The sequence below is a fragment of the Aeromonas enteropelogenes genome, assembly GCF_000819845.1.
Classification (GTDB): Bacteria; Pseudomonadota; Gammaproteobacteria; order Enterobacterales; family Aeromonadaceae; genus Aeromonas; species Aeromonas enteropelogenes.
In genome coordinates this window covers 118,252-141,624 of the sequence record NZ_CDCG01000018.1, presented here as the reverse complement: position 1 = coordinate 141,624, position 23,373 = coordinate 118,252, and the positions used below count along the sequence as shown (strand labels likewise).

The window sequence follows — 23,373 nt, the reverse complement described above, 5'->3', positions numbered from 1 at the left end:
GATCCCCAGGCCAAGATGCATCAGGAGTAGTCAACATGAATCGTCTCGTCGTTCTGGGCAGTGTCAATGCAGACCATGTACTGCGCGTTCCCCACTTTCCCCGCCCCGGTGAAACCCTGACCGGCCACAGCTACCAGGTGGTGCCGGGCGGCAAGGGGGCCAACCAGGCGGTCGCCGCCGCCCGCCTCGGCGCCAGCGTCTCCTTTATCGCCCGCATCGGCGACGATGCCATCGGTCGGCAGATGCGTCAGGGCTTTGCGCAGGACGAAATTGACGTCAGCGCGGTGGAGCTCGACGACAAGCTCCCCACCGGCATCGCCATCATCTATGTGAGTGATGAGGGGGAAAACAGCATCGGCATCTCCGCCGAGGCCAACGGTGCCCTCTCCCCGGCTATGGTAAAACGCCATGAAACCATGATCGCCGATGCCCACACCCTGCTGTTGCAACTGGAAGTGCCGCTCGAGAGCGTATTTGAAGCCGCCCGCCTGGCCCGCGCCCATGGCACCCGGGTGGTGCTCAACCCGGCGCCCGCCCGGCCCCTCGCGGCCGAGCTGCTGGCACTGGTGGATCTCATCACCCCCAACCAGACCGAAGCCGAGCTGCTGACCGGGGTCAAGGTGAGCGATGAGGCGAGCGCCCGCGAGGCGGCCAATCGCTTCCACCAGATGGGTATTTCGGAGGTGATGATCACCTTAGGCTCGCAAGGGGTCTATTGCAGCAACGCCCAGCAGCAACAACTCATTCCGGGCTTTCGGGTCGAGGCGGTGGACACCACGGCAGCCGGGGATACCTTCAACGGTGCCCTGCTGGCCGCCCAGCTCGCCGGGGCCGATTTCAACGGCGCGGTACGCTTTGCTCACGGCGCGGCGGCGCTTTCCGTCACCAAATTCGGCGCCCAGAGCTCCATTCCCGGCAAGCAGGAGGTCGACACCTTCCTGCAGGCCCAAGCAGCGCAGGGGCACTGATGGCCAATATCAAGGAGGTGGCGGCGCTGGCGGGGGTGTCAACCACCACCGTCTCCCACGTCATCAACGAGACCCGTTTCGTGAGTGATACGACCCGGGAGCGGGTCTTTGCCGCCATGCGCGATCTCAACTACGCCCCGAGCCTGGTGGCCCGCAGCCTCAAGGTGAAAGAGACCAACAGTATCGGCATGCTGGTGACCACCTCCAGCAACCCATTCTTCGCCGAAGTGGTGCGCGGGGTGGAACGCTACTGCTTCGAACAGGGCTACAACCTGATGCTGGGCAACACCGAAGGACAGGCCGAAACTGCCCTCTCCTACCTCAAGATGATGCTGCGCAAGCGGGTGGATGGCCTGCTTATCATGTGCAGCGAGGGGCAGCAGGAGGTGTTCAACCAGCTCGACTGGCTCAAGAGCCTGCCGGTGGTGGTGATGGACTGGGGCATGGATAGCCGGGAGGTGGATCTTATCGCCGACAACTCCCATCGCGGCGGTTACCTGGCAACCCGCCACCTGATCGAACTTGGCCACACTGCCATCGGCTGCATCACGGGCCCCCACAACCGCGCCCCCGCCAACCAGCGTCAGGCGGGGTTCGAGCAGGCGATGCAGGAAGCGGGGCTCACCGTGAACCCGGCCTGGATCCAGGAGGGTGACTTTGACTGTGCCAGCGGCCATCAGGCCATGAGACGTCTGCTGGCGCAACCTTCGCGCCCCACTGCCCTGTTTGTCTGCAACGACATGATGGCGATGGGAGCCATCAGTGCCGCCCATCAGGTGGGACTGCACATACCCCGCGATCTCTCCATCGTCGGTTATGACAACGTGGCGCTGGCAGAATTTATGTCACCGCCCCTCACCACCATCAACCAACCCAAGGAGGAGCTGGGACGCCTCGCCGTCACTCGCCTGCTGGCGCGGATCAATGGAGAACAGGTGGAAAACAGGATGATCACGGTCGAGCCGGATCTGGTGATCAGAACCTCCTGCGCCCCTCCCCCCAAGGCCTGAACCGACAAGTTCGCAGAGACAACAAGGGCGACCCCGGGGTCTCCCTTTGTCATGGATTTGCCGGGTTGTTCGCCTCGGGCGTATCGACCGGACGCAGCCACTGCAATCCCAGTCGATTGGCCAGCGGCTGCAACAAATCGCCGTGGGTTGCAGGCTCAGGCAACCAGTAGCGTACCGGCCAGCCAGCCGCCAGCGTGGCGGGCGTGCTGGAGCCCAATTGCGCGAGGGCCAGCACGCAGCCGCAGGCTTGCACCCGCGCCAGCAGCGCCGCCTCCTTTTGCAGGGTGGGCACTCGTAGCACAAGGGAATTGGGGAGCACATCCGGCAGATAAGCCAGCACATGGGCCAACTGCACCTGATTATCCAGCGCCACCAGCTGTGACTCGCGCTCACTTGCCGCCGTGTCATCCTCTTGCAGCAACCGGGCCATGACGGGCCCAAGCAGTCCCCCCTCCTGCAACCAGCTCACCTCACAGGGAGCCAGACTCTCCTGCCAGCGAAGGGACCACTGCCACAAACGCTCCCCCTGCTCACTGCACAGCACCAACCTGTCGATCAGCAAGGGGCAAGGCGCCTCGTCGGCCAGCCAGTCGCGCAATCGCTGGGTCTGCTGCTGGTTCAGCATCAGTTGTTGCTGCATGCCGGGCTGGTACCAGACTGGCTCGCTGCTGCCATCCCGCTTGGCCTGATTGAGGGCGAGGATGGCCTGATCGAGCAGGCGCACGGGATCTTGTGGTGGCAGCACCTCAGACCCTCCCAGCCTGCAGTCGAGATCGAAACGGCTCTCCCGGGTCACGAATTCGAAGTGAAGCAGCGCCATCAGATCGCGGATCTGCACCGCCAGCGGCTGCTTGCCGGCGGTTAAGATCACCGCAAACTCGTCACCGCCCAGCCGGTAGGCATTCCCCTGATGGGCCTGCTGCAGCTTGCTGGCCACCGTTTGCAACAGCCGGTCGCCCACCTGATAACCGAGCAGATCGTTGACCTGCTTGAAGCGCTTGAGATCGAGTACCACCAGCGCCAGTACGCCGGGGGTTTGCAGGGCGCGCGCCAGCTCCTCCTGCAGTGCCCGACGATTGCCGAGCCGGGTCAGGGGATCGCTCAAGGAGAGACGCCGGTTCTGCAAATTGGCCCGGATCAGGGCATAGACCAGCACGCCACCGGTCGCCAGCAGGACGAGCTGCCAGATCTGCAGCCAGAACAGGGTATCGCGGATCTGGTTGACCGACGCCTCCCGCTCCTGGCCGGAGAGAATGTGTTCGCCTATCTGTTCAATCTGGCGGGTCTGCTCGCCCATCTGAGCCAGCAAGATGTCAAACTCCCGCCAAGGCACTGTCCCACCATCCATCAGGGGCTCGAGCTGTTTGAGCTGCTCGAACAGCCGGGCGACATGCCTGCCTAATCCATAGCGCTCCCGAACCTCGGCGGTCTCGCTGCTGATAAGGAAGATATCGAGCCGATTCCACAGCAGATCGTAATGAAGGCTCAGGGTCTCCATCTCCAGCCGGCCTGCCCGATAGAGGCGCAGATCGAAGAGAAAGCGCTGGGACTCCAGCATCACCTGGCTGATGTTCCAGTGGACATTGCGGTAGTAGGTATCGAGCAGCTGATCCTGTTTGTGCTGCAGATAGAGGCCGCAGCCGGAGGAGATCAGAAACAGCAGAATAATGGCGATCAGCAATCCATTGTGGCGTCGACGCCCCATCAGCGGATCACCTCGATGCGGTTCACCTGCCACACCATGTTGTTGTGGATGGCCGGCACGTCCAGCTTGGGATAGTCGGAAAAGGGGATCAGCAGCCAGAGCGGCCCCTTGTTGCGCCGGGTCAGCGGTTTGTCATCCTCATGGCGGACCAGGGTCAGGGGCACCCCGTCAAACAGGGCGAGATCCACCTCCTGCTGATAACCGTTGAGAGCCGATACGGCGATCTTGCGGGCCTGTGGCACTCCTTGCGCAGCCAGCACGGTCGTCAGGGTCGGACCGCGATAGCGATGAGTGCCTCGGGTCCAGGGGGTCACGGTCTGAAATTCGGTCTGCGGCAGCGTCGCCAGGTCGGTTTCATTGAGCTGACGCTGCTGGCCATCCGGCAACACCAGCGTTATCAGGGGGGAAGCGGCCGATGCACAGGCACTGGCCAGCACCAGGAGGATAAAAGCACTCCATTGCTTCATTCTATTCATGATTATTGCGCCAACTAGATCCCATCATTTGGCTGTCAGTGTGGCGACTTCAATGAGCCATTGCAACTGTAGATATTGTAATCAAGATGGATTTTTCCCTTCCCCTACAAGTAGTTCCGAAGCGTCAGGAGCCACGCATCTCCATCCAGTTGTGTCCATCCACTATCCTGGGCTGATGGATGCCACACGCCTCGAGCAACTCGTCCACATAGGCGGGTACCAGCAGGGATGCCGGGCCATAACGCCTCTCGTCAAACTGACTGCCCACCTCGCTCGGCTCCAGGTTGAGCTCTATGGTATGGGCGCCGTTCAAACCCGCCTCATGCACGAAACCGGCGGCAGGATAGACGGCGCCGGACGTGCCGATAGAGATGAAGAGATCACACTGGGCCAAGGCGCTGTAGATGCGATCCAGCCCCAGCGGCATCTCGCCAAACCAGACTACGTGCGGGCGCAGCGGCTGGGGGAACTGGCAGCAGGAGCAGAGTTCGTGCTGAGACAGATCGCCGCGCCACTCGATCACCTGCCCCGATTCGGGACAACGCGCCTTAAGCAGCTCGCCATGCATATGGATAAGGTTCTTGCTGCCCGCGCTCTCGTGCAGGTTGTCGATATTCTGGGTCACCAGGGTCACCGACCCCGGGAAGAGGCGCTCGAGCCTAGCCAGGGCATAGTGGGCAGGATTGGGATGAACCTGGGGTTGCTGCAGTTGCTTGCGGCGGGAGTTGTAGAAGTGCTGCACCAGTTCCGGATCCCGGGCATAGCCTTCCGGCGTCGCCACGTCTTCCACCCTGTGCTCCTCCCACAGACCGTCGCAGGCACGGAAGGTCTTGATCCCGGATTCGGCAGAGATCCCGGCACCGGTCAGGATCACTATATGTTTGAACGTCTGTCCCATGACATCTTCCTTTTCATCCCTGCTCATAGCTGTGACCTTAGCACAGGGGAAAATGGGGCTCTATTCGCCCTTGGTATTAAGGGCGTGAACGGGGAGCCACTCATCCAGCACGCTGAGATCCAGCCTGACGAACACCAGCTCGCGCCCCGTAACCAGGGTCAGGGGCAACCCCAATCGCTTGAGCAGGGCCAGCATGGGGCGGTTCTGGGCCAGCACCTCGGCCACCCACTCCCGGATCCCTTCCGCCCTGGCAAGCAGAGCCAATGCCAGCAGGATGCGCCTGCCCGCCCCCCTGTGCTGGAAATGATCCGCCACAATGCAGGAAAACTCGGCCCGCTCCGGATGGCGGTGACGACGGATGGATTGGGCCTGGGCCAGCGGACGGCCATCCTGCGCTGTGAGCAGCAGCGAGATCTGGCGGGCCGGGTCGTAATGAAGAAACGCCGCGACCTGATCGGGTGGCGGTGCCAGCTTGGGGCGCATGAAACGCAGATAGACGCTCTCTTCGCTAAGGGCATCGTAGGCCGCCAGCATGCTGGCAGGCTCGACGCCCCGCAGCTCACGCAGCTGGCAAGGCACCTCTGCAATCGTCATCGCGACGGGCAGATCGGCACGGGAGTGCGGAGGGTGCCATCCCGCCAACCCCTTCTCCAGACGTTCCCTGTGCATCGGCCAGCAAAGATAACGAGCCATGGCTACCAGCGCCCGGCCATGCCGCGATCACGCCACGGCTCGATATCGAGCAGGTTGTAGGGGTCGTCGAGATAGATGGCGATACCAAGCTCGCGCACCCGCGCCATGAAACGCCCCTGCAGGGAGTCCGGACTCAAGGACTCCAGCTCGGGCAGCATCCCCTGCCCGACCAGCAAGGCCTCAAGGGGCAGGCGTTCCAGCAGATCAAAGGGAAGGTGCTGGCTGTTATCGAGCACCAGGGCCAGCTTGCAGCCAGCCAGACTGGCCTGCAGCACCAGTGCGAAGCGCTCGGCGTTGGTGAGCAGGTGATCCCGGCGATGGATCAGCAGCGTCAACTCCGCAGGCTGGCGAGCCTGTTCGCCCAGCCACTCCCTCAGGCTCTCCCATCGGGTCGGCAGGCCGCTCACCGTCAACCAGACCGGCGAGGTGGTGGAAGGATGGGAACGCGGGCTGAGTTGCCCCAGCACCTCCCCCCGCCAGGTACGAATGGTGCGACGATGGCCGCTCAAGCGGCGCTGGCGCAACGGACCAAGATAGAGCGCGCGCAACAATCTGAGCAGTTCATCGGTATCGAGGGGCTTGGCAAGAGCGGCCATGACGTTGAAGCCGGCATCGTGCAACAAGCGGCGCGCCCCGTTGAGCAGGGTCTGCTCATGGGCGGACAGCAGCACGATCGGCAAACCAGCCTCACGCAGCTGGGGCTGCCCCATCAAGACGCTGATGGCATCCTGCTCCACCAGGCTGAGATCGCAGATCAACATGCGGATCTCCCCGTCGGCAAGGGCCGTCAGACAGGCCTGCTCCTCCTGCACCCACTGACAGGGGATCCCCAGTTCGGCAATGGTTTGTTGCAGCTGCTTGCCCTGAAACGGGTGATCTTCGAGCAGCAGGATCCGCTGCGCCGCCAGCCAGTCCCCCCAACGGCGATAACTGTCGGCAAGTCCGGCCTGCCACTCTTCGTCAATGGCATAGATCCCCACATGGCCTTGTAGCTGGGCAAGATCGCCGGTTTGCCGGTGAGAGGCGGGATCATAGATGGCGATTGCACCGGCCGTGAAGAGCCCCTCCCACTGCCAGCAGGCGTCGGGCTGGGTACGGTGCAGTGCGACATAATCGGGCAGTGCGCATCCTTTCACGTGCTCATAGGAGGCACGATCCAGGGTATACAAGGTGATGGGTCTAAAGCTGGCCAAGCCGGGCTCTTCCGAGTTGAGCAACGCCAGTAATTCTTCATCTGTGATGATCATCTTGAGCTCTCTTGGTGAAATGGCGACTGACCTCGTCCAGTGCCCGGGACAACCTGGCCTGGAGGAAAGAGTGACGAGCACGCTGCCACTCTTCAATCACCGCGACTATGGGGGTAGCTCCCACCATTCTGGCGGCCCCCTTGACCTTGTGTAAAGTGGCTTCCACCCCGGACGTGTCCTTGTTGGCCAGGTGCAGCGCCAATTCGGCGAGATCCCCCCGGGTTGTCTCCAGATAAAGCGCTATCAGCTCATCGGTCAGCATGGGAGAGGGGGCCATCTCCCACTGCTCGTTTGTCTTCTCTGACTGCTGCCCGCCTCCCAGCTGCTGCAACAGGGTTGCCAGCTCCCGCAGAGCCACGGGTTTGTCGAGATGCCCATCACAACCGCAGGACTGCAACTCAAGGGCTGCCTGCTCGCTCAGATCGGCGGTGATGATATAGGCAGGCAGATGGCGCCATTGGGGGGAATGACGCAACGCCCGGCACAGTTCTGCCCCGTTCATCACCGGCATCTGCAGATCGGTCAGCACCAGGTCGACCTCTTGCTCTGCGAGGATCTGCAGCGCCAGCTGACCGTTGGCCGCTCCCACCACCCTGGCACCCAGTTGTCTTAGCTGAAGGGTAATAAGCTCCCGGTTGACGTCATGATCTTCAACCAGCAGCACCTTGATATTCAATCCTGGCTGGAGGTCGGCCACCGGTTCATCGGGTAACCATTGCGGCTGCAGCAGGCTGATCAGGGTGCCTGGCACCCAGGACTCCCCAGCCCACTGCCAATGCCACAAACCGCGCTCGTCCTCTCTGGCCTCCAGTACATCGGCGGCATCCGGGGCCACGTTGACGCCAAGTCGCGCCAGCCAGGGGATGAGAGACTCAGTTTCATCCGGCGGCATCACCAGCGCCAGCTGCCGTACCTCGGGCTGCCAGTGGGGAGTCTGCCGGATCACATCGAGGGGCAACTCGCAGAAGAAGCGGCTGCCGCCTCCCTCTCTGGCCACCACATCGATCAGGCCCCCCATCTGCTCGACCAGCTGCTTGCAGATGGCAAGCCCGAGCCCGGTGCCGGGCGCCCGCAGCTGCCCTGCCACGGCAAATTGCTCGAAAGGCATGAAGAGGGTGGGACGCATCTCGGCGGTAATGCCGGGGCCCTCGTCATCCACCCCGAAGCGGAGCCTGTCGCCCGCCCGGGTGGCCCAGAGCACCACCTCCCCCCGCTGGCTGAATTTGATGGCATTCGAGAGCAGGTTATGCAGGATTTGGCGGATCCGGTGAGGGTCCAGGGTCTGCAAGGCAGGCAGGGTCGGATCCAGCGCCAGGCGCAGTTGCAGGCGCTTGTCGCGCGCCTTGTTCCAGTGCACCGCCGCCACCTGTTCACACAACTCGATGAAGTCGGTCGGTTGGGGTGAGAGAGAGAGTTTGCTGCTCTCGTTGCGGCTGAAATCGAGCACGTCGTTGAGCAGCCCCAGCAGCTCGTCCCCTGCCTGTCGCACTCGCCCCAGCGCCGAGCTCTGTTCCTGAGTGAGCGGCGTGCTGGCAAGCCACTCCAGCAGGCCGAGGATGGCGTTCATGGGGGTGCGGATCTCATGGCTGACTGCGGCCAGGAAGCGCCCCTTGGCCAGCACGGCCTGCTGCGCCTGCTCATGGGAACGTTGCAATGCCCGCTCCTGCTCGATACGCGCAGTCACATCCTGCATCACCGCATAGACGCGCCACCCCTGTCCCTGGCGACGGCCACGGCCATCAAGCTGCAACCAGCGCTCCTGATGCTGCGGATGACGATAGCGCAAGGTATGGACGAAGGGTTTGCCCGCTTGCAGCCGCTCCTGCATGGTATCGCGCAACTGGCGCAGCTCGTGACGGGCCAGCAGGGCAAAGACCTGGCCGGGATCGCGCCGGATCTGCTGGCTGGCCAGCCCAAGCAACCCGTAGCAGCCCCGACTGATGAACTCTATGCCCTGGACCCTGCCATCTTCGAACAAAAACTGCAGCACCACGCCGGGCACCGTATTGGTCAGGGCCCGCAGCCGCCGCTCCGCCTGGCGCAGGATACGCGCCCGCTCCTGCAGCGCGCTGATATCAGAGAGGGCGATAAGATCGGTCACCGGAGTCTGCTTGTCCCGCGGCAATGGGTGCTGCACGAAGGCGAACACCTGATCTCCCAGTATCAGCTCCCCCTCCTCCTTGTGGGCTTGTACCGGAGGCAACGCCAGCTGATCGCCATATCGAGTGGCCAGGCGCCGCCCCAGCTTGTTCGACTTGATGACCCTGCCCTGGCTGTCACGCATAAACACCGGCAGCGGTAGCGTCTGGAACAGGGTGTCACGCAATTCGCTTTCGATGGCCAGGGCCCGCTCGGCTACCTGGCGCTGAGCCACTTCCCGCGCCAGTTGCTGGCGGGATCGCCAGATCACGCCGATGACGATGGCGCTGATCAATAGTGCCAAACCGACGGAGCCAAACCAGGCGAGATAGCTCACCCCGGGTTGCTGCACGACAACCAAGCGGCGCCAGCGTTGATTGAGCTCATTTATCCGGTTGCGGGTCAGGGTCATCAGGCTGCGATCCAGCACGCTGGCCAGCTCGACCTCGTCTTGGCGAATGGCAAACCCGATGCCAAACCTGTCCTCCATCTCCTTGATCTCGAACCCTTCCAGTAACTGGGTTCGTTGCGGATATTGCAACTGATAGAGCTCGCTCAGCATGGCATCCGCCTCTCCCTGTCGCAGCGCATCAAGCCCCTGCTCCAAAGTGCCGATGCGGATCCACTCCTGTTCCCCCAGCAGCGTCAGCAAAGAGGGATCATAGAGCGATTCGGGCACCAGGATCCGCTGCCGCTTGAGAGCCGAAATATGAGTGGCTGCCAGGGTCCCCTTGCTGATCAGCGCAAAGCGATTGATGGAGATCATCCGACTGAAGGTGAACTCATCTGCCAGGATCGGAGACTCCGGCAAACCCGTCATCATGTCTGCCTCGCCGCTGCGCAATTTCTCGATGGCATCAGCCTTGCTAAGCGCAGGCACCACCTGGTACTTCAGGCCCGTCTCCTGGGTGATCCAGCGCAGCACATCGGCGCTCCACCCTTTCGGGTTGCCCTGCTCGTCAAGGCCGCTGTAGGGCATCAGTTCCGGGTTGACCACCAACCGCACGGTACGGCGACTGCCAGCCAGCCAGGCCTGTTCGATATCGCTAAAACGGGGTTGGTTGAAGGAGAACGCGCTCTGATCGAGGTAGTGATCAAGATCCGTATAGAGACTGCCGGCAGGCATGTAGCGAATGGCGGTGTCGATGAGGCGAACAAGCTCGGGCTCTTCTCGCATCATCAGACGGTAGCTTATTACCCTGTCATCCCCGAGCAGACGGCGCAGTCGCAACCCCTCCACCGGAAACTCCTTCATCAGATAACGCAGTTGCAGGTAATCGCCAAAGTAGGCATTGCCCTGGCCACTCTTCATCGCCTCATACAAGGACTCCCCCGGTGCCAGGGTTCTGATCGCCGCCGCCGGAAAGATGTCATGCAATACCGATACGGCATCGGAACCTGCGTAAGCCAGAAAAGTGGCTTGCTGGAGCGCCCCCCGGTAGAGCACGGCAGAGTCCGTCTCCATCATGGGACGACTGAGCCAGGTATTGGGCAGATTGCTCGTCGCCGCCCCGATATGGGGAACCATGTCGCACTGCCCCTCCAGCAAGGCGCCGCGCACCGTTTGCCAGTCGGGCAGCTCCTGAAACAGAAGCGGCACCGGCAGCTGCTTGGCCAGACGGGTGATCTGATCCTTGAGCAACCCACCTTGTGCCAGCAGATAGGGTGGCGGCAGCGTGGCCGGGTAACAGAATGTCAGTTGTTTGAGAGAGTTGGCATAAGCCTGGGTGGATGGCGCCAGCGGCAGTATGGTGGCTGACAGCGGCGTTGCAACCAGCGCCATCAGCAACAACATGGAGGTTCGGATCATAGGGAAAGAAAAAAGCCAGGCGTCAGCCTGGCTCTTTGTTACTCGTTGGGTTCAACATTTTCTACCCTGGCCTTGAGTTTCTGGCCAGGCCGGAAGGTCACCACACGACGGGCGCTGATGGGAATATCTTCGCCAGTCTTGGGATTACGTCCGGGACGCTGATTCTTCTCACGAAGGTCAAAATTACCGAAGCCTGAAATCTTGACTTGTTCACCACGCTCAAGCGCTTGTCGGATTTCCTCAAAGAAGGCTTCCACCATGTCTTTGGCTTCACGCTTGCTCATCCCGAGCTGGGTGAACAGGTGCTCTGCGATGTCGGCTTTGGTAAGCGCCATAGATCAATCCCTCAAGGATGCATTCAACTCTTCACCAAGGGCCCGCACGACATTGTCCACGGTCTCGGCAATCTCTTTCTCCTCCAGGGTGCGCTGGGTATCTTGCAGCACCAGGCTGATGGCCAGGCTCTTCTTGTCCTCAGCCATACCAGCGCCCTGGTATACGTCAAACAAGTTTATTCCAACTACCTGATTTCCGCCAACTTTTTTAATTACTGCCAGTACATCGCCTGCCAGAACCTGACGGTCAACCACCACGGCAATGTCACGGCGGTTGGCCGGGAACTTGGAAACTTCGGCTGCAACCGGCACCTTGGCCGGGGTCAGCTTGTCCAGCTCCAGCTCGAACATGACAACGCGGCTCTTGAGACCCAGCTTCTTCTCGAGGCTCGGGTGGATCACGCCGATATGGCCGATGACCTCGCCGCTGCGCAGGATGGCCGCGCTCTGGCCCGGGTGCAGTGCACTGTGTTCGGTACGCTCGAAGGTGAAGGTGGCGCCTTCGGCTGTCAGATCCAGTACCGCTTCCAGATCCCCTTTCAGATCAAAGAAGTCTGCCCCACGGCTCTTGATGTCCCAGTGTTCGTCGCTCTGGTTGCCGGTGATGATGCCGGCCAGCATGGGCTCCTGACGGATGCCGTTCTCGGCGCTTTCATCCTTGATGAAACGCAGACCCTGCTCGAACAGACGCACACGCGGCTGCTGGCGATTCTGGTTGTAAACCACCGCTTCCACCAGACCCGGGAACAAGGAGACGCGCATGGCGGACATCTCGACCGAGATGGGATTCGGCAGCACGATGGCATCGCTTTGCGGGAACAGGGTCTGCTGGGTCTTGGGATCGACGAAGCTGTAGGTGATCGCTTCCTGGAAGCCACGGGCGACCAGCAGGTCGCGCACCCGCTTGAGGGTCACCTGCCCTTCCGCCTGCTCCACCATCGCCAGAGAGGCAGCCGGTTTGAGGTTGGGGATGTTGTTGTAGCCGTAGATACGGGCCACTTCCTCGATGAGATCTTCCTCGATGGCGATATCGAAACGCCAGGATGGAGCCAGCGCGGTCCAGCCGTCCGCCTCCACTGTCACCTGCATGCCGAGGCGAGTCAGAATCTCGACCACCTGCGCGTCCGCCACGCTGATGCCGATCACCTTGTCAAGCTTGGCACGACGCAGCTTGATAGGAGCAGCCTTGGGCAGATGATCATCGGATTTGACCTCGATAACCGGGCCCGCTTCGCCGCCGCAGATATCCAGCAGCAGACGGGTGGCACGGTCCATCACCTTGGCTTGCAGCTCGGGATCCACCCCGCGCTCGAAGCGGTGGGAAGAGTCGGTATGCAGACCGTAGGCACGGGCACGACCGGTGATGGAGAGGGGGGCGAAGAAGGCACACTCCAGCAGGATGTCGGTGGTGGTCTCGGACACACCGGTGCGATCACCGCCGAAGATGCCGGCCATGCAGGCAGGGCCTTGGCTATCTGCGATCACCAGGGTGGTCTCTTTAAGCTTCACCTCGGTGCCATCGAGCAGGGTCATGGGCTCGTCAGCCTTGGCGCGGCGCACCACCAGTTCCCCTTCCAGCTTGCTCAGATCGAAGGCGTGCATCGGCTGGCCGTATTCCAGCAGCAAGTAGTTGGTGATGTCGACGATGGCGTCGATGGAGCGGATGCCGCCACGGCGCAGCTTCTCCTGCATCCAGAGCGGACTCTGGGCCTTGAGGTTCAGCCCCTTGACGACGCGGCCCAGATAGCGCGGGCAGTCGGCCGGCGCCTCAACCCGGATCGGGAAAGTGGCGTCAATGGTGGCGGCAGCCGGCGTCCAGCTCGGCTCGACCACATCCACACTGTTGAGCACGCCGATTTCACGGGCCAGACCCGCGATACCGAGGCAGTCTGCACGGTTCGGGGTGAGATCCACGTCGATGGCGACGTCATTGAGGTTCAGGTACTCACGGATATCGGTACCGATGGGGGCATCGCTCGGCAGCTCGATAATGCCATCGGCCTCAACGTCGATACCCAGCTCGCTGAAGGAGCAGAGCATGCCGTGGGACGGCTGGCCGCGCAGCTTGGCTTTCTTGATAGTGAAATCACCCGGCAGGGTCGCCCCTACCTTGGCCACGCAGACTTTAAGGCCCTGGCGGCAGTTCGGCGCGCCGCAGACGATGTCCAGCAGCTCTTCTTCACCTACATTGACCTTGGTCACCCGCAGCTTGTCGGCGTCCGGATGCTGGGCACACTCGACCACTTCACCCACCACCACGTTGTTGAACTGGCCGGCCACCGCTTCCACAGCGTCCACTTCCAGACCGGCCATGGTGATCTGTTCGGCCAGTGCGTTGTCACTCAACTCGGTGCGGACCCACTCCATCACCCAGGATTTACTGAATTTCATGTTCTCTCGCCCTTACTTGAACTGCTTGAGGAAGCGCAGGTCGTTTTCGAAGAAGGCACGCAGGTCGTTGACCCCGTAGCGCAGCATGGTCAGGCGCTCAACGCCCATGCCAAAAGCAAAGCCGGAGTATTTTTCCGGATCGATGCCGACCGAACGCAGCACGTTCGGGTGCACCATGCCGCAGCCCAGCACTTCCAGCCACTTGCCATTCTTGCCCATCACGTCCACTTCGGCGCTCGGTTCGGTGAACGGGAAGTAGGAAGGACGGAAACGAATGGTCAGATCTTCCTCGAAGTAGTTGCGCAGGAAGTCGTGCAGGATGCCTTTCAGCTCGGTGAAGCTGGCATGCTCGTCTACCAGCAGACCTTCGACCTGATGGAACATCGGGGTGTGGGTCATGTCGTAGTCGTTACGATAGACGCGGCCCGGCGCAATGATGCGGATCGGCGGTTGCTGCTTTTCCATGGTGCGGATCTGCACACCCGAGGTGTGAGTGCGCAGCATCAGATCAGGATTGAAGTAGAAGGTATCGTGATCGGTACGCGCCGGGTGATGGGCCGGGATATTCAGCGCATCGAAGTTGTGGAAGCCGTCTTCGATCTCGGGACCACGGGCAACCTTGAAACCCATCTCGCCAAACAGGCGCTCGATACGCTCGATGGTGCGGGTCACCGGGTGCAGACCGCCATTCTCGATGCGACGGCCCGGCAGGCTGACGTCGATGGTCTCGGCGGCCAGCTTCTGGTTCAGCACGGCGATTTCGAGGGCTTCACGACGCGCGTTCAGGGTATCCTGAACCTGTTGCTTGGCCTGGTTGATCACGGCGCCCGCAGCCGGACGCTCTTCGGCGGACAAGGCGCCCAGCCCTTTCATCTGCTCGGTAAAAAAGCCTTTTTTACCCAGATATTTGACCCGGATCTCGTCGAGGGCCGCGATGTCGCTGACGCCCTCAATTTCGGCCTTGGCCTGGCCGACTACTTCTTCAAGCTGTTGCATGTCTTCCTCGTCACCACTCCCGGAACAGGAGCCTTTAGGCTAAATAAGGTCAAGAGGGGAATAATACAAAAAAAGCCCCTTCGCTGACCATACTTAAGGTCCCCTTTTCTCCCTATAAATCATTTTGTTATATCAAGCGAGTCTCACTTTATCCCCTACCCTCTTTAAATAGTTTGTTTGAACATTAGTTTGTTGGCATATAAAGGGTAGAGAATGCAGGCTTAACATCACCTCTTCTGGACTTCCCATTCCTCTGGCTAGCAGAAATGGGACAACAAAAAAGGAGGCCTGAGCCTCCTTTTATCTTTCATAACAGAACCGGATTAAGCCAGTGCTGCTTTAGCCTTTTCAACCAGGGCGGTGAAAGCCAGCTTGTCGTGAACGGCGATATCGGACAGGATCTTGCGATCGATCTCGATGGAAGCCTTCTTCAGACCGTTGATGAGACGGCTGTAGGACAGACCGTTCTGACGGGCTGCTGCGTTGATACGAGCAATCCACAGTTGACGGAACTGACGCTTTTTCTGACGACGGTCACGGTAGGCATACTGACCGGCTTTGGTTACCGCTTGTACCGCTACGCGGTAAACACGGGAACGGGCGCCGTAGTAACCCTTGGCGGCTTTCATTACTTTCTTGTGACGAGCACGAGCGGTCACACCACGTTTAACTCTTGGCATTTTTCACATCCCCCCTTATGCGTACGGCAGACAAGCGACAACACGTTTGTGGTCGGCAGCGGAAACAAAGAACTTCGGTCCCAGCTGACGCTTACGCTTGCTGCTCTTCTTGGTCAGGATGTGACGCAGGTGGTTGTGCTTGCACTTGAAGCGACCTGAGCCAGTCTTTTTGAAGCGCTTCGCAGCACCCCGGTTGGTTTTCATCTTCGGCATTTCATACTCCGCATTGTGAGTGACAACAAAATCGCAAGGCGAACCGACACATGGAGCGAGCCCCATGTGTCAATTACTTGTGGGCCTTAAGATTTCTTCTTGGGCGCGAGGACCATCACAGCTTGACGGCCTTCGACTTTCGGGAACGATTCGACTACGGCCAACTCTTCCAGATCGTTCTTGACGCGCTCCAGAACCTTGATACCAAGATCCTGGTGGGCCATTTCACGACCACGGAAGCGCAGGGTGACCTTAGCCTTGTCCCCGTCTTCCAGAAAGCGAACCAGGTTGCGTAGTTTTACCTGATAGTCGCCTTCGTCAGTGCCAGGACGGAATTTGATTTCCTTGACCTGGACGACTTTCTGCTTTTTCTTCTGTTCTTTGGTGGTTTTGCTCTTTTCGTAGAGGAATTTGCCGTAATCCATGATCCGGCAAACGGGCGGCTCAGCGTTCGGACTAATCTCGACCAGATCCACTTCGGCCTCAGCGGCCAAGTTCAGAGCTTCCTGGATGGAGACGATACCGAGCGCTTCGCCATCCAGACCAGCCAAACGAACTTCTTTCAGTCGGATCTCTTCGTTGATCCGGTGAGCGCGGGCTTGCGGCTGCTTGCCCAGTTTTTTTCCGCCTTTTATAGCTTATTCCTCCACTTTCTTTTGTCCGCGGGTCTGAACTTCCTGGGTCAATAGAGCAATCAGCTCTTCAACAGGATAAGTACCCAGGTCAGCCCCTTTGCGAGTCCGTACTGCAATCTTGCCGGCTTCAACTTCTTTATCGCCGCAGACCAGCATGAAAGGCACTCGCTTCAAAGTATGCTCGCGGATTTTAAAGCCTATCTTCTCATTTCTCAAGTCCGCTTTTGCACGAAGACCCGCATCATTCAATGCTTTGGCTACTTTTACTGCATATTCGGCCTGATTGTCGGTGATATTCATGACCACTGCCTGAACCGGAGCCAACCAGGTCGGGAACAGACCGGCGTACTCTTCAGTCAGAATACCGATGAAACGCTCCAGCGAACCCAGAATGGCGCGGTGGATCATGACGGGTACGTGTCGCTCGTTGTCTTCGCCCACATAGGTGGCGCCAAGACGGCCCGGCAGGGCAAAGTCGAGCTGCACGGTACCACATTGCCAGGCACGATCAAGGCAATCGTGCAGGGTGAATTCAATCTTGGGACCATAGAAAGCCCCCTCACCCGGCTGCAGATCGTACTTCAGACCATTCACGTCCAGCGCCTCGGCCAAGGCGGCTTCGGCACGATCCCATGCCTCGTCGGAACCGATACGCTGCTCCGGACGGGTGGAGAGCTTGACCACGATGTTCTCGAAACCGAAGGTACCGTAAACGTCATAAACCATGCGGATACAGGCAGATACCTCTTCCATGATCTGCTCTTCGGTACAGAAGATGTGGGCGTCATCCTGAGTAAAACCACGCACACGCATCAGGCCGTGCAGGGAGCCTGACGGTTCGTTGCGATGGCAAGAGCCAAACTCGGCCATGCGCAACGGCAGATCGCGGTAGGATTTCAGACCCTGGTTGAAGATCTGCACGTGACCCGGGCAGTTCATCGGCTTGATGGCGTACTCGCGATTCTCTGACTGGGTAGTGAACATGGCCTGGGCATATTTATCCCAGTGGCCGGAGCGCTCCCACAGCACACGGTCCATCATGAAGGGACCTTTCACTTCCTGATAGTCGTACTCTTTGAGCTTGCCGCGGATGAAGGTTTCCAGTTCGCGGAAGATGGTCCAGCCGTCGTTGTGCCAGAACACCATGCCCGGCGCTTCTTCCTGCATGTGATACAGGTCGAGCTGCTTGCCGATCTTGCGATGGTCGCGTTTGGCGGCCTCTTCCAGACGCTGCAGGTAGGCTTTGAGCTGTTTCTTGTCAGCCCAGGCGGTACCGTAAATGCGCTGCAGCATCTTGTTGTTGGAGTCACCGCGCCAGTAGGCACCTGACATCTTCTGCAACTTGAAGTGGTGGCAGTGACGCATGTTGGGTACGTGCGGGCCGCGACACATGTCGATGTACTCTTCGTGATGATAAAGACCGGGCTGGTCATCACGGGCGATGTTCTGATCCAGGATCTCGACCTTGTAGGTCTCGCCACGGGCTTCGAACACATCGCGTGCTTCCTGCCAGGAGACCTTCTTCTTGATGACGTCGTAATCCTTGGCGGCCAGCGCCATCATGCGCTCTTCCAGGGCAGCCAGATCTTCATCGGTCAGGGTGCGGTCGAGATCGATGTCGTAGTAAAAACCGTTGTCGATGACAGGACCGATGGCCATCTTGGTCTGGGGCCAGAGTTGCTTGATGGCATGACCCAGCAAGTGGGCGCAGGAGTGGCGCAGAATGTCCAGACCTTCTTCGTCTTTGGCGGTGATGATGGCCAGGGAGGCATCGGCTTCGATCAGCTCGCAAGCATCCACCAGTTCACCGTTTACCCGACCAGCAATGCACGCCTTGGCGAGACCGGGACCGATGTCCGCGGCCACATCCATGACGGAAACAGAATGGGCAAATTGACGTTGGCTGCCGTCAGGCAGAGTAATGATTGGCATTATATGTTTCCTTATACAGTGGTGACCCGTACCAAAGGTCACATGCGGGATGGAAAATCGATTCAAAAAAGGGTGATGTTCTGGTTCTCCACAGCACTTTGCGAAGCCGGCCTGTCACGAGAACAGCGAATTTATCGAGGCAAACCAAGCCAAAACGGGGCAATCCTACCAGAAGTTGTTGCAGCTGTATCGGGTTTGTCGAGATTTTCTACAGTCGGCCAGGATCGTGGCGAATTATTGCCCCAAAAGAGGCTGCCAGTTGAAATCGAAGGTGCTGTTCCCCTCCTCTGCCCGCACCAGCTCCTGCAGCACTTTCAACGCCAGCTTGTTGCCCTTCTGCGAGGCCTGATAGAGCCACTGTTTGGCCTGAGTGAGATCAACCTGCCCACTGGCTCCCATCAGGTGAAGCACACCGACTTTGAGCATGGCGGGTACATCACCGTTGCGAGCCGCCAGCTCCATCCAGTGAAATGCTTCGCGCAGATCCCGCTTGACCCCGGCTCCGCGCAGATACACTTCCCCCAGCCGATATTGGCCGAAGGCGTCTCCCGCCTGGGCGGCCTGACGATAAAAGTCGATGGCCAGGGTCATGTCCTGCTCGCTGCCCTGCCCCACCTCGTGGCTCCAACCCATCAGGGCTTTGGCACGGGGGAGCCCTTGTTCGGCAAGTGGCAACCAGACCCGGGTCGCCTCTTCAAAATGGCCAGTGCGCCAGGCCCGGTTGGCCGAAGCCAGCTCCTGCTCGGTGGAGAGCGGGATCAGGCGCCAGATAACCAGCGCAATGACGGCGATGAAGAGCCAGCGGTAGGTGATGGGGGCCATGATGATTTCCGTGATCCAGTTCGCATTTCGTCTATGTAAACGAAATGTAGCGCCGCGATCAAGCAAGAGATCCTTTTGACATGCTTTTTATGGCGGGATAGGTCGGCAAAACTTGCATTCGGCAATGAGGGTCAGCATGATAACTGTATATATAAACAGTGCTGGTGCAATGCGATGGCAGGACGAGGCAGTTCCCACAATGTCGATCACCGTTTCAGCGGCCCGCAGGTCGATGCGGTCGACGACGGCTGGGCCCAACCCGAGTGGGAAGCGGCATTCGCCGCCAGCGCTCCCCGCACCGAGGTGACGGAGATCAGCGCCCGCAGCATCATCAGTTACAACAGCTCCCCCGACGTTCCCTTCGGCCGCTCCATCAATCCCTATCAGGGGTGCGAACACGGTTGCATTTACTGTTATGCCAGACCGAGCCACGCCTATCTCGAGCTCTCCCCCGGCCTCGACTTCGAAACCAGGCTGTTTGCCAAACTCAACGCCGCCGAGCTGCTGCGCCGGGAGTTTGCCAGACCCGCCTATCAGCCGCAGACCATAGTGCTGGGGGCCAATACCGACCCCTATCAACCTATCGAGCACCACTATCGCCTCACCCGCCAGTTGCTGGAAGTGATGCTGGCCCATCGCCATCCGGTGGGGATCATCACCAAGAGCGCCATGATATTGCGCGACCTCGATCTGCTGACCGAGCTGGCCCAAGAGGGGCTCTGTCAGGTGATGGTGTCAGTCACCACCTTGAATGAAACCCTGCGGCGACAGCTGGAGCCAAGAGCCAGCACAGGGGCCGGGCGGCTCAAGGTGGTGGAGAAACTGGCCCGCGCCGGCGTGCCGGTCGGGGTGCTGGCGGCCCCCATGATCCCGCGCCTCAACGAGCCCGAGCTCGAGCAGATCATCAAGAGCGCCGCCGAGGCCGGTGCCCATTGCGCCGACTATATCCTGCTGCGACTGCCCCATGAACTGACATCGCTGTTCAGTGACTGGCTGGAGCAATACTACCCAGGCCAGAAGGAGGCGATCCTCAACCAGCTGCGAGCCAGCCGGGACGGCACTCTCAACAGTCCCGCCTTCGGGACCAGGATGCGGGGAGAAGGCCAGTTTGCCGATCTGCTGGCCCAGCGCTTTCGCTTGATCGCCAAGCGGCTCGGGCTTGGCAAGCGCCACTTTCAACTGCGCCAGGATGCCTTCATCCGCCCGGGCGAACAGCTGCGGCTGTTTTAATTCCCGTCATGACGCCAGTCAGCCTCTGGGGCGTACTCCTGCAGCGCGCTCGCGGGCAATCAGCTCGACCGGCAGCCTTGCCGGTTCATGGGCCACTTCCAGCTCCTGTTCGTGCTGCGCCTCGTCCCTCCCAGCTTCGCCCCATACCCGGCTCCACCAGATTTCCCACATCACCCAGCTGGTCATAAGATGCTCCTATGCGGCAGAGGCCGCCGTTGTGATCGCCGACGCAGGTAAGATGCCCTGCCCCCATGACAGAGGCATGACGCCCCGATGACATCTCGGTTGCCGCTCTGGCGGCAGCCTGGCTGGGGCAGCTAACGGCGGGCATAAAAAAAGAGCGACCTGAAGGTCGCTCTTTCGTATCGGGCAAAAGGGGGAACGATTACTCGTCGCCCGCCTCCCCTGCATCGACAGCACCTGTGTCTGCGGCGGTATCGGTGCCTTCAGACACCTCACCCTCGACGGCCAGTGCCTCGGTTTCCTCTTCGTCGCTCTCGGCGATACGTTGCAGGCCGACCACGGTTTCGTCCTCACCGGTACGGATCAGACGCACACCGCCGGTGTTGCGACCGATGACGCTCACCTCGGCGACGCGGGTGCGTACCAGGGTGCCGCCATTGGTGATCAGCATGATCTGGTCGGTATCCTCAACCTGGATCGCATCAATCACCTTGCCGTTGCGCTCGTCCACCTTGATGGAGATGACGCCCTGAGTACCGCGGCTCTTGGTCGGGTATTCATCCAGCGCGGTACGCTTGCCGTAGCCGTTCTCGGTGGCGGTGAGGATAGCCCCCTCGCCGCGCGGAACGATAAGGGAGACCACACGGTCACCGGCGCCCAGCTTGATGCCACGCACACCGGCGGCGGTACGCCCCATGGGACGCACGCCCTTGAAGGTGCCCTTGCTCTCGGTGCTTTCACCGTTGTCGCTGCCATCATCGTCGTTGCCGGCATCGTCGTCGTTTTCGACATCATCGCTGGCATCCGCATCGGCGCGACCGCTGCCTTCCGCGAAGCGAACGACCTTGCCCGCGTCGGAGAAGAGCATGATCTCGTTGCTGCCGTCGGTGATGTCCACCCCGATCAGCTCATCGCCCTCTTTGAGGTTGATGGCGCGAATACCGGAGGAGAGCGGACGGCTGAAATCGGACAGGCTGGTCTTCTTCACGGTGCCGTTGGCAGTGGCAAAGAAGACATACTTGTCGGCGTCATACTCCTTCACCGGCAGGATGGCGGTGATGCGCTCACCCTCATCCAGCGGCAGCAGGTTGATGATCGGACGACCGCGGGCGCCACGGGACGCCTCCGGCAGCTGATACACCTTGAGCCAGTAGACCTTGCCACGGGTGGAGAAGCACAGAATGGTGTCGTGGGTGTTGGCCACCAGCAGACGCTCCACAAAGTCCTCTTCCTTGATCCGGGTGGCCGACTTGCCACGACCACCGCGGCGCTGGGCCTCGTAGTCGGAGAGCGGCTGATACTTCACATACCCCTGGTGAGACAGGGTAACGACCACGTCTTCCGGGGTGATCAGATCTTCGATGTTGATCTCGGCACTGGACATGCTGATTTCGGTACGACGCTCGTCGCCGTACTGCTCGCGCACGGCCAGCAGTTCGTCGCGGATCACTTCCATCAGGCGAACCGGGCTCGCCAAGATGTGCAGCAATTCGGCAATGAGATCCAGCAGAGATTGGTACTCTTCCAGGATCTTCTCGTGCTCGAGGCCAGTCAGCTTGTGCAGACGCAGGTCAAGGATGGCCTGGGCCTGCTGCTCGGTCAGGTAGTAGTGACCGTCACGAATACCGAACTCGGGCTCCAGCCACTCGGGACGGGCCGCGTCGTCGCCGGCTTTCTCCAGCATGGCAGCCACGTTGCCGAGCTCCCAGCCCTTGGCAACCAGGCCCGCTTTCGCATCCGCCGGGGTCGCGCTGTGGCGAATAAGCTCGATCACCGGATCGATGTTGGCCAGCGCTACCGCCAGACCTTCCAGGATGTGCGCCCGATCCCGCGCCTTGCGCAGTTCGAACACGGTCCGGCGGGTCACCACTTCACGGCGGTGCAGCAGGAACGCATCCAGGATCTCTTTGAGGTTCATCACCTTGGGCTGGTTGTTATCGAGCGCCACCATGTTGATGCCGAACGTGGTCTGCATCTGGGTGTGCTTGTAGAGATTGTTCAGCACAATCTCGCCGGACTCGCCGCGCTTGATCTCGATAACGATGCGCATGCCGTCCTTGTCGGACTCATCGCGCAGGGCGCTGATGCCCTCGATCTTCTTCTCTTTGACCAGCTCGGCGATCTTCTCGATCAGACGAGCCTTGTTCACCTGATAGGGGATCTCGTGAACGATGATGGTCTCGCGACCACTCTTATCGTCCACTTCCACCTCGGCCTTGGCACGCACATAGATGGAGCCGCGACCGGTACGGTACGCCTGCACGATGCCGGAGCGACCGTTGATGATGCCGCCGGTGGGGAAATCAGGCCCGGTGATATAGGTCATCAACTCGTCGATGGTGAGATCGCCATTCTCGATCAGCGCCAGACAGCCGTTGACTATCTCGGTGAGGTTGTGAGGAGGAATGTTGGTCGCCATGCCCACCGCAATACCGGAGGAGCCGTTGACCAGCAGGTTGGGAACCTTGGTGGGCATGACAGCCGGGATCATCTCGGTGCCGTCATAGTTGGGCACCCAGTCCACGGTCTCTTTGTCTAGATCCGCCAGCAGCTCATGGGAGATGCGGGCCATCCGCACTTCGGTATAACGCATGGCCGCAGCGCTGTCGCCGTCGACCGAACCGAAGTTGCCCTGACCGTCGACCAGCATATAGCGCATGGAGAAATCCTGCGCCATCCGGACGATGGTGTCATACACGGCACTGTCGCCGTGCGGGTGATATTTACCGATTACGTCACCGACCACACGGGCCGATTTTTTATAGGGCTTGTTCCAGTCGTTCCCCAGCTCGTTCATTGCATACAGAACGCGGCGGTGAACCGGTTTCAAGCCATCACGCACATCCGGCAGAGCTCGTCCTACGATCACGCTCATGGCGTAATCAAGATAGGAACTCTTGAGCTCTTCTTCGATGTTGACCGGCGTGATCTCTCTGGCCAGATCGCTCATAGAAAGCCTTAATCCCTAATTAGTTGTTCTTTGGCTTAAACAGCGCGACATGGTAACACA

19 protein-coding genes are annotated in these 23,373 nt (G+C 60.3%); 3 read left to right on the top strand and 16 right to left on the bottom strand.

Translation table 11 applies throughout. From position 1 onward, the window contains the following. Nucleotides 1-35 precede the first annotated feature (35 nt). Nucleotides 36-968: a ribokinase gene (gene rbsK, locus BN1123_RS07420; RefSeq protein WP_042026167.1), complete on the top strand. Its 933-nt coding sequence runs from the start codon at nt 36-38 to the stop codon at nt 966-968. Then, nucleotides 968-1,978 carry a substrate-binding domain-containing protein gene (locus BN1123_RS07415; RefSeq protein WP_042026166.1) on the top strand — a complete coding sequence of 337 codons (1,011 nt, stop codon included), beginning with the start codon at nt 968-970 and terminating at the stop codon, nt 1,976-1,978. Before rbsK ends, BN1123_RS07415 begins: the two co-directional genes overlap by 1 nt. Before the next feature lie 49 nt (nt 1,979-2,027). Here the strand turns inward: BN1123_RS07415 and BN1123_RS07410 are convergent, their stop codons facing one another. The 14 genes from BN1123_RS07410 to BN1123_RS07345 all read right to left on the bottom strand — a co-directional run bounded on the left by BN1123_RS07410 (nt 2,028) and on the right by BN1123_RS07345 (nt 18,950). Then, entirely contained in the window at nt 2,028-3,683 is a 1,656-nt protein-coding gene (locus tag BN1123_RS07410) for a GGDEF domain-containing protein (RefSeq protein ID WP_042026165.1), read from the bottom strand. Beyond that, nucleotides 3,683-4,159, bottom strand: coding sequence for a putative pterin-binding protein (locus tag BN1123_RS07405; RefSeq protein ID WP_026457662.1), 477 nt, complete (start codon nt 4,157-4,159; stop codon nt 3,683-3,685). The genes BN1123_RS07410 and BN1123_RS07405 overlap by 1 nt, the downstream gene beginning before the upstream one ends. Before the next feature lie 124 nt (nt 4,160-4,283). After that, on the bottom strand, nt 4,284-5,057 hold the full coding sequence (gene cobB, locus BN1123_RS07400) for a Sir2 family NAD+-dependent deacetylase (protein WP_042026164.1): 774 nt from the start codon (nt 5,055-5,057) through the stop codon (nt 4,284-4,286). A gap of 60 nt (nt 5,058-5,117) precedes the next feature. Then, the gene (locus BN1123_RS07395) at nt 5,118-5,750 is read right to left on the bottom strand and encodes a GNAT family N-acetyltransferase (protein WP_042026163.1); all 633 of its coding nucleotides are present in this window, start codon (nt 5,748-5,750) and stop codon (nt 5,118-5,120) included. A 2-nt stretch (nt 5,751-5,752) separates the two neighbouring features. Next, nucleotides 5,753-6,997 carry a response regulator gene (locus BN1123_RS07390; protein ID WP_042026162.1) on the bottom strand — a complete coding sequence of 415 codons (1,245 nt, stop codon included), beginning with the start codon at nt 6,995-6,997 and terminating at the stop codon, nt 5,753-5,755. After that, complete coding sequence (locus BN1123_RS07385; RefSeq protein ID WP_082037490.1) at nt 6,981-10,946, bottom strand: ATP-binding protein; 3,966 nt, start codon at nt 10,944-10,946, stop codon at nt 6,981-6,983. The genes BN1123_RS07390 and BN1123_RS07385 overlap by 17 nt, the downstream gene beginning before the upstream one ends. Nucleotides 10,947-10,984: 38 nt before the next feature. Further along, nucleotides 10,985-11,281, bottom strand: coding sequence for an integration host factor subunit alpha (ihfA, locus tag BN1123_RS07380; RefSeq protein ID WP_005300715.1), 297 nt, complete (start codon nt 11,279-11,281; stop codon nt 10,985-10,987). 3 nt (nt 11,282-11,284) lie between these two features. After that, entirely contained in the window at nt 11,285-13,672 is a 2,388-nt protein-coding gene (pheT, locus tag BN1123_RS07375) for a phenylalanine--tRNA ligase subunit beta (protein ID WP_042026161.1), read from the bottom strand. Between the two features lie 12 nt (nt 13,673-13,684). Continuing rightward, nucleotides 13,685-14,668, bottom strand: coding sequence for a phenylalanine--tRNA ligase subunit alpha (gene pheS / locus BN1123_RS07370; protein WP_026456847.1), 984 nt, complete (start codon nt 14,666-14,668; stop codon nt 13,685-13,687). A gap of 323 nt (nt 14,669-14,991) precedes the next feature. Then, a complete protein-coding gene (gene rplT / locus BN1123_RS07365) occupies nt 14,992-15,348 on the bottom strand; it encodes a 50S ribosomal protein L20 (RefSeq protein ID WP_026456846.1) in 357 nt (118 codons plus the stop codon). Nucleotides 15,349-15,363: 15 nt separating this feature from the next. Next, nucleotides 15,364-15,561 (bottom strand): 50S ribosomal protein L35, encoded by a 198-nt coding sequence (rpmI, locus tag BN1123_RS07360; RefSeq protein ID WP_005300673.1) that lies wholly within the window; start codon nt 15,559-15,561, stop codon nt 15,364-15,366. Between the two features lie 86 nt (nt 15,562-15,647). Beyond that, nucleotides 15,648-16,178 carry a translation initiation factor IF-3 gene (gene infC, locus BN1123_RS07355; protein ID WP_234923365.1) on the bottom strand — a complete coding sequence of 177 codons (531 nt, stop codon included), beginning with the start codon at nt 16,176-16,178 and terminating at the stop codon, nt 15,648-15,650. A gap of 21 nt (nt 16,179-16,199) precedes the next feature. Continuing rightward, nucleotides 16,200-18,128: a threonine--tRNA ligase gene (gene thrS / locus BN1123_RS07350; RefSeq protein WP_026458172.1), complete on the bottom strand. Its 1,929-nt coding sequence runs from the start codon at nt 18,126-18,128 to the stop codon at nt 16,200-16,202. Between the two features lie 234 nt (nt 18,129-18,362). Next, a complete protein-coding gene (locus tag BN1123_RS07345) occupies nt 18,363-18,950 on the bottom strand; it encodes a tetratricopeptide repeat protein (protein WP_042026156.1) in 588 nt (195 codons plus the stop codon). Nucleotides 18,951-19,124: 174 nt separating this feature from the next. Between BN1123_RS07345 and BN1123_RS07340 the strand changes: the two genes are divergently transcribed. Beyond that, nucleotides 19,125-20,180, top strand: a complete 1,056-nt coding sequence (locus BN1123_RS07340) for a PA0069 family radical SAM protein (RefSeq protein ID WP_042026154.1) — start codon at nt 19,125-19,127, stop codon at nt 20,178-20,180. 18 nt (nt 20,181-20,198) lie between these two features. Here the strand turns inward: BN1123_RS07340 and BN1123_RS21660 are convergent, their stop codons facing one another. Next, nucleotides 20,199-20,366: a hypothetical protein gene (locus BN1123_RS21660; RefSeq protein WP_005300645.1), complete on the bottom strand. Its 168-nt coding sequence runs from the start codon at nt 20,364-20,366 to the stop codon at nt 20,199-20,201. Nucleotides 20,367-20,565: 199 nt separating this feature from the next. Then, nucleotides 20,566-23,313, bottom strand: coding sequence for a DNA topoisomerase (ATP-hydrolyzing) subunit A (gyrA, locus tag BN1123_RS07335; RefSeq protein ID WP_042026151.1), 2,748 nt, complete (start codon nt 23,311-23,313; stop codon nt 20,566-20,568). Nucleotides 23,314-23,373 lie beyond the last annotated feature (60 nt).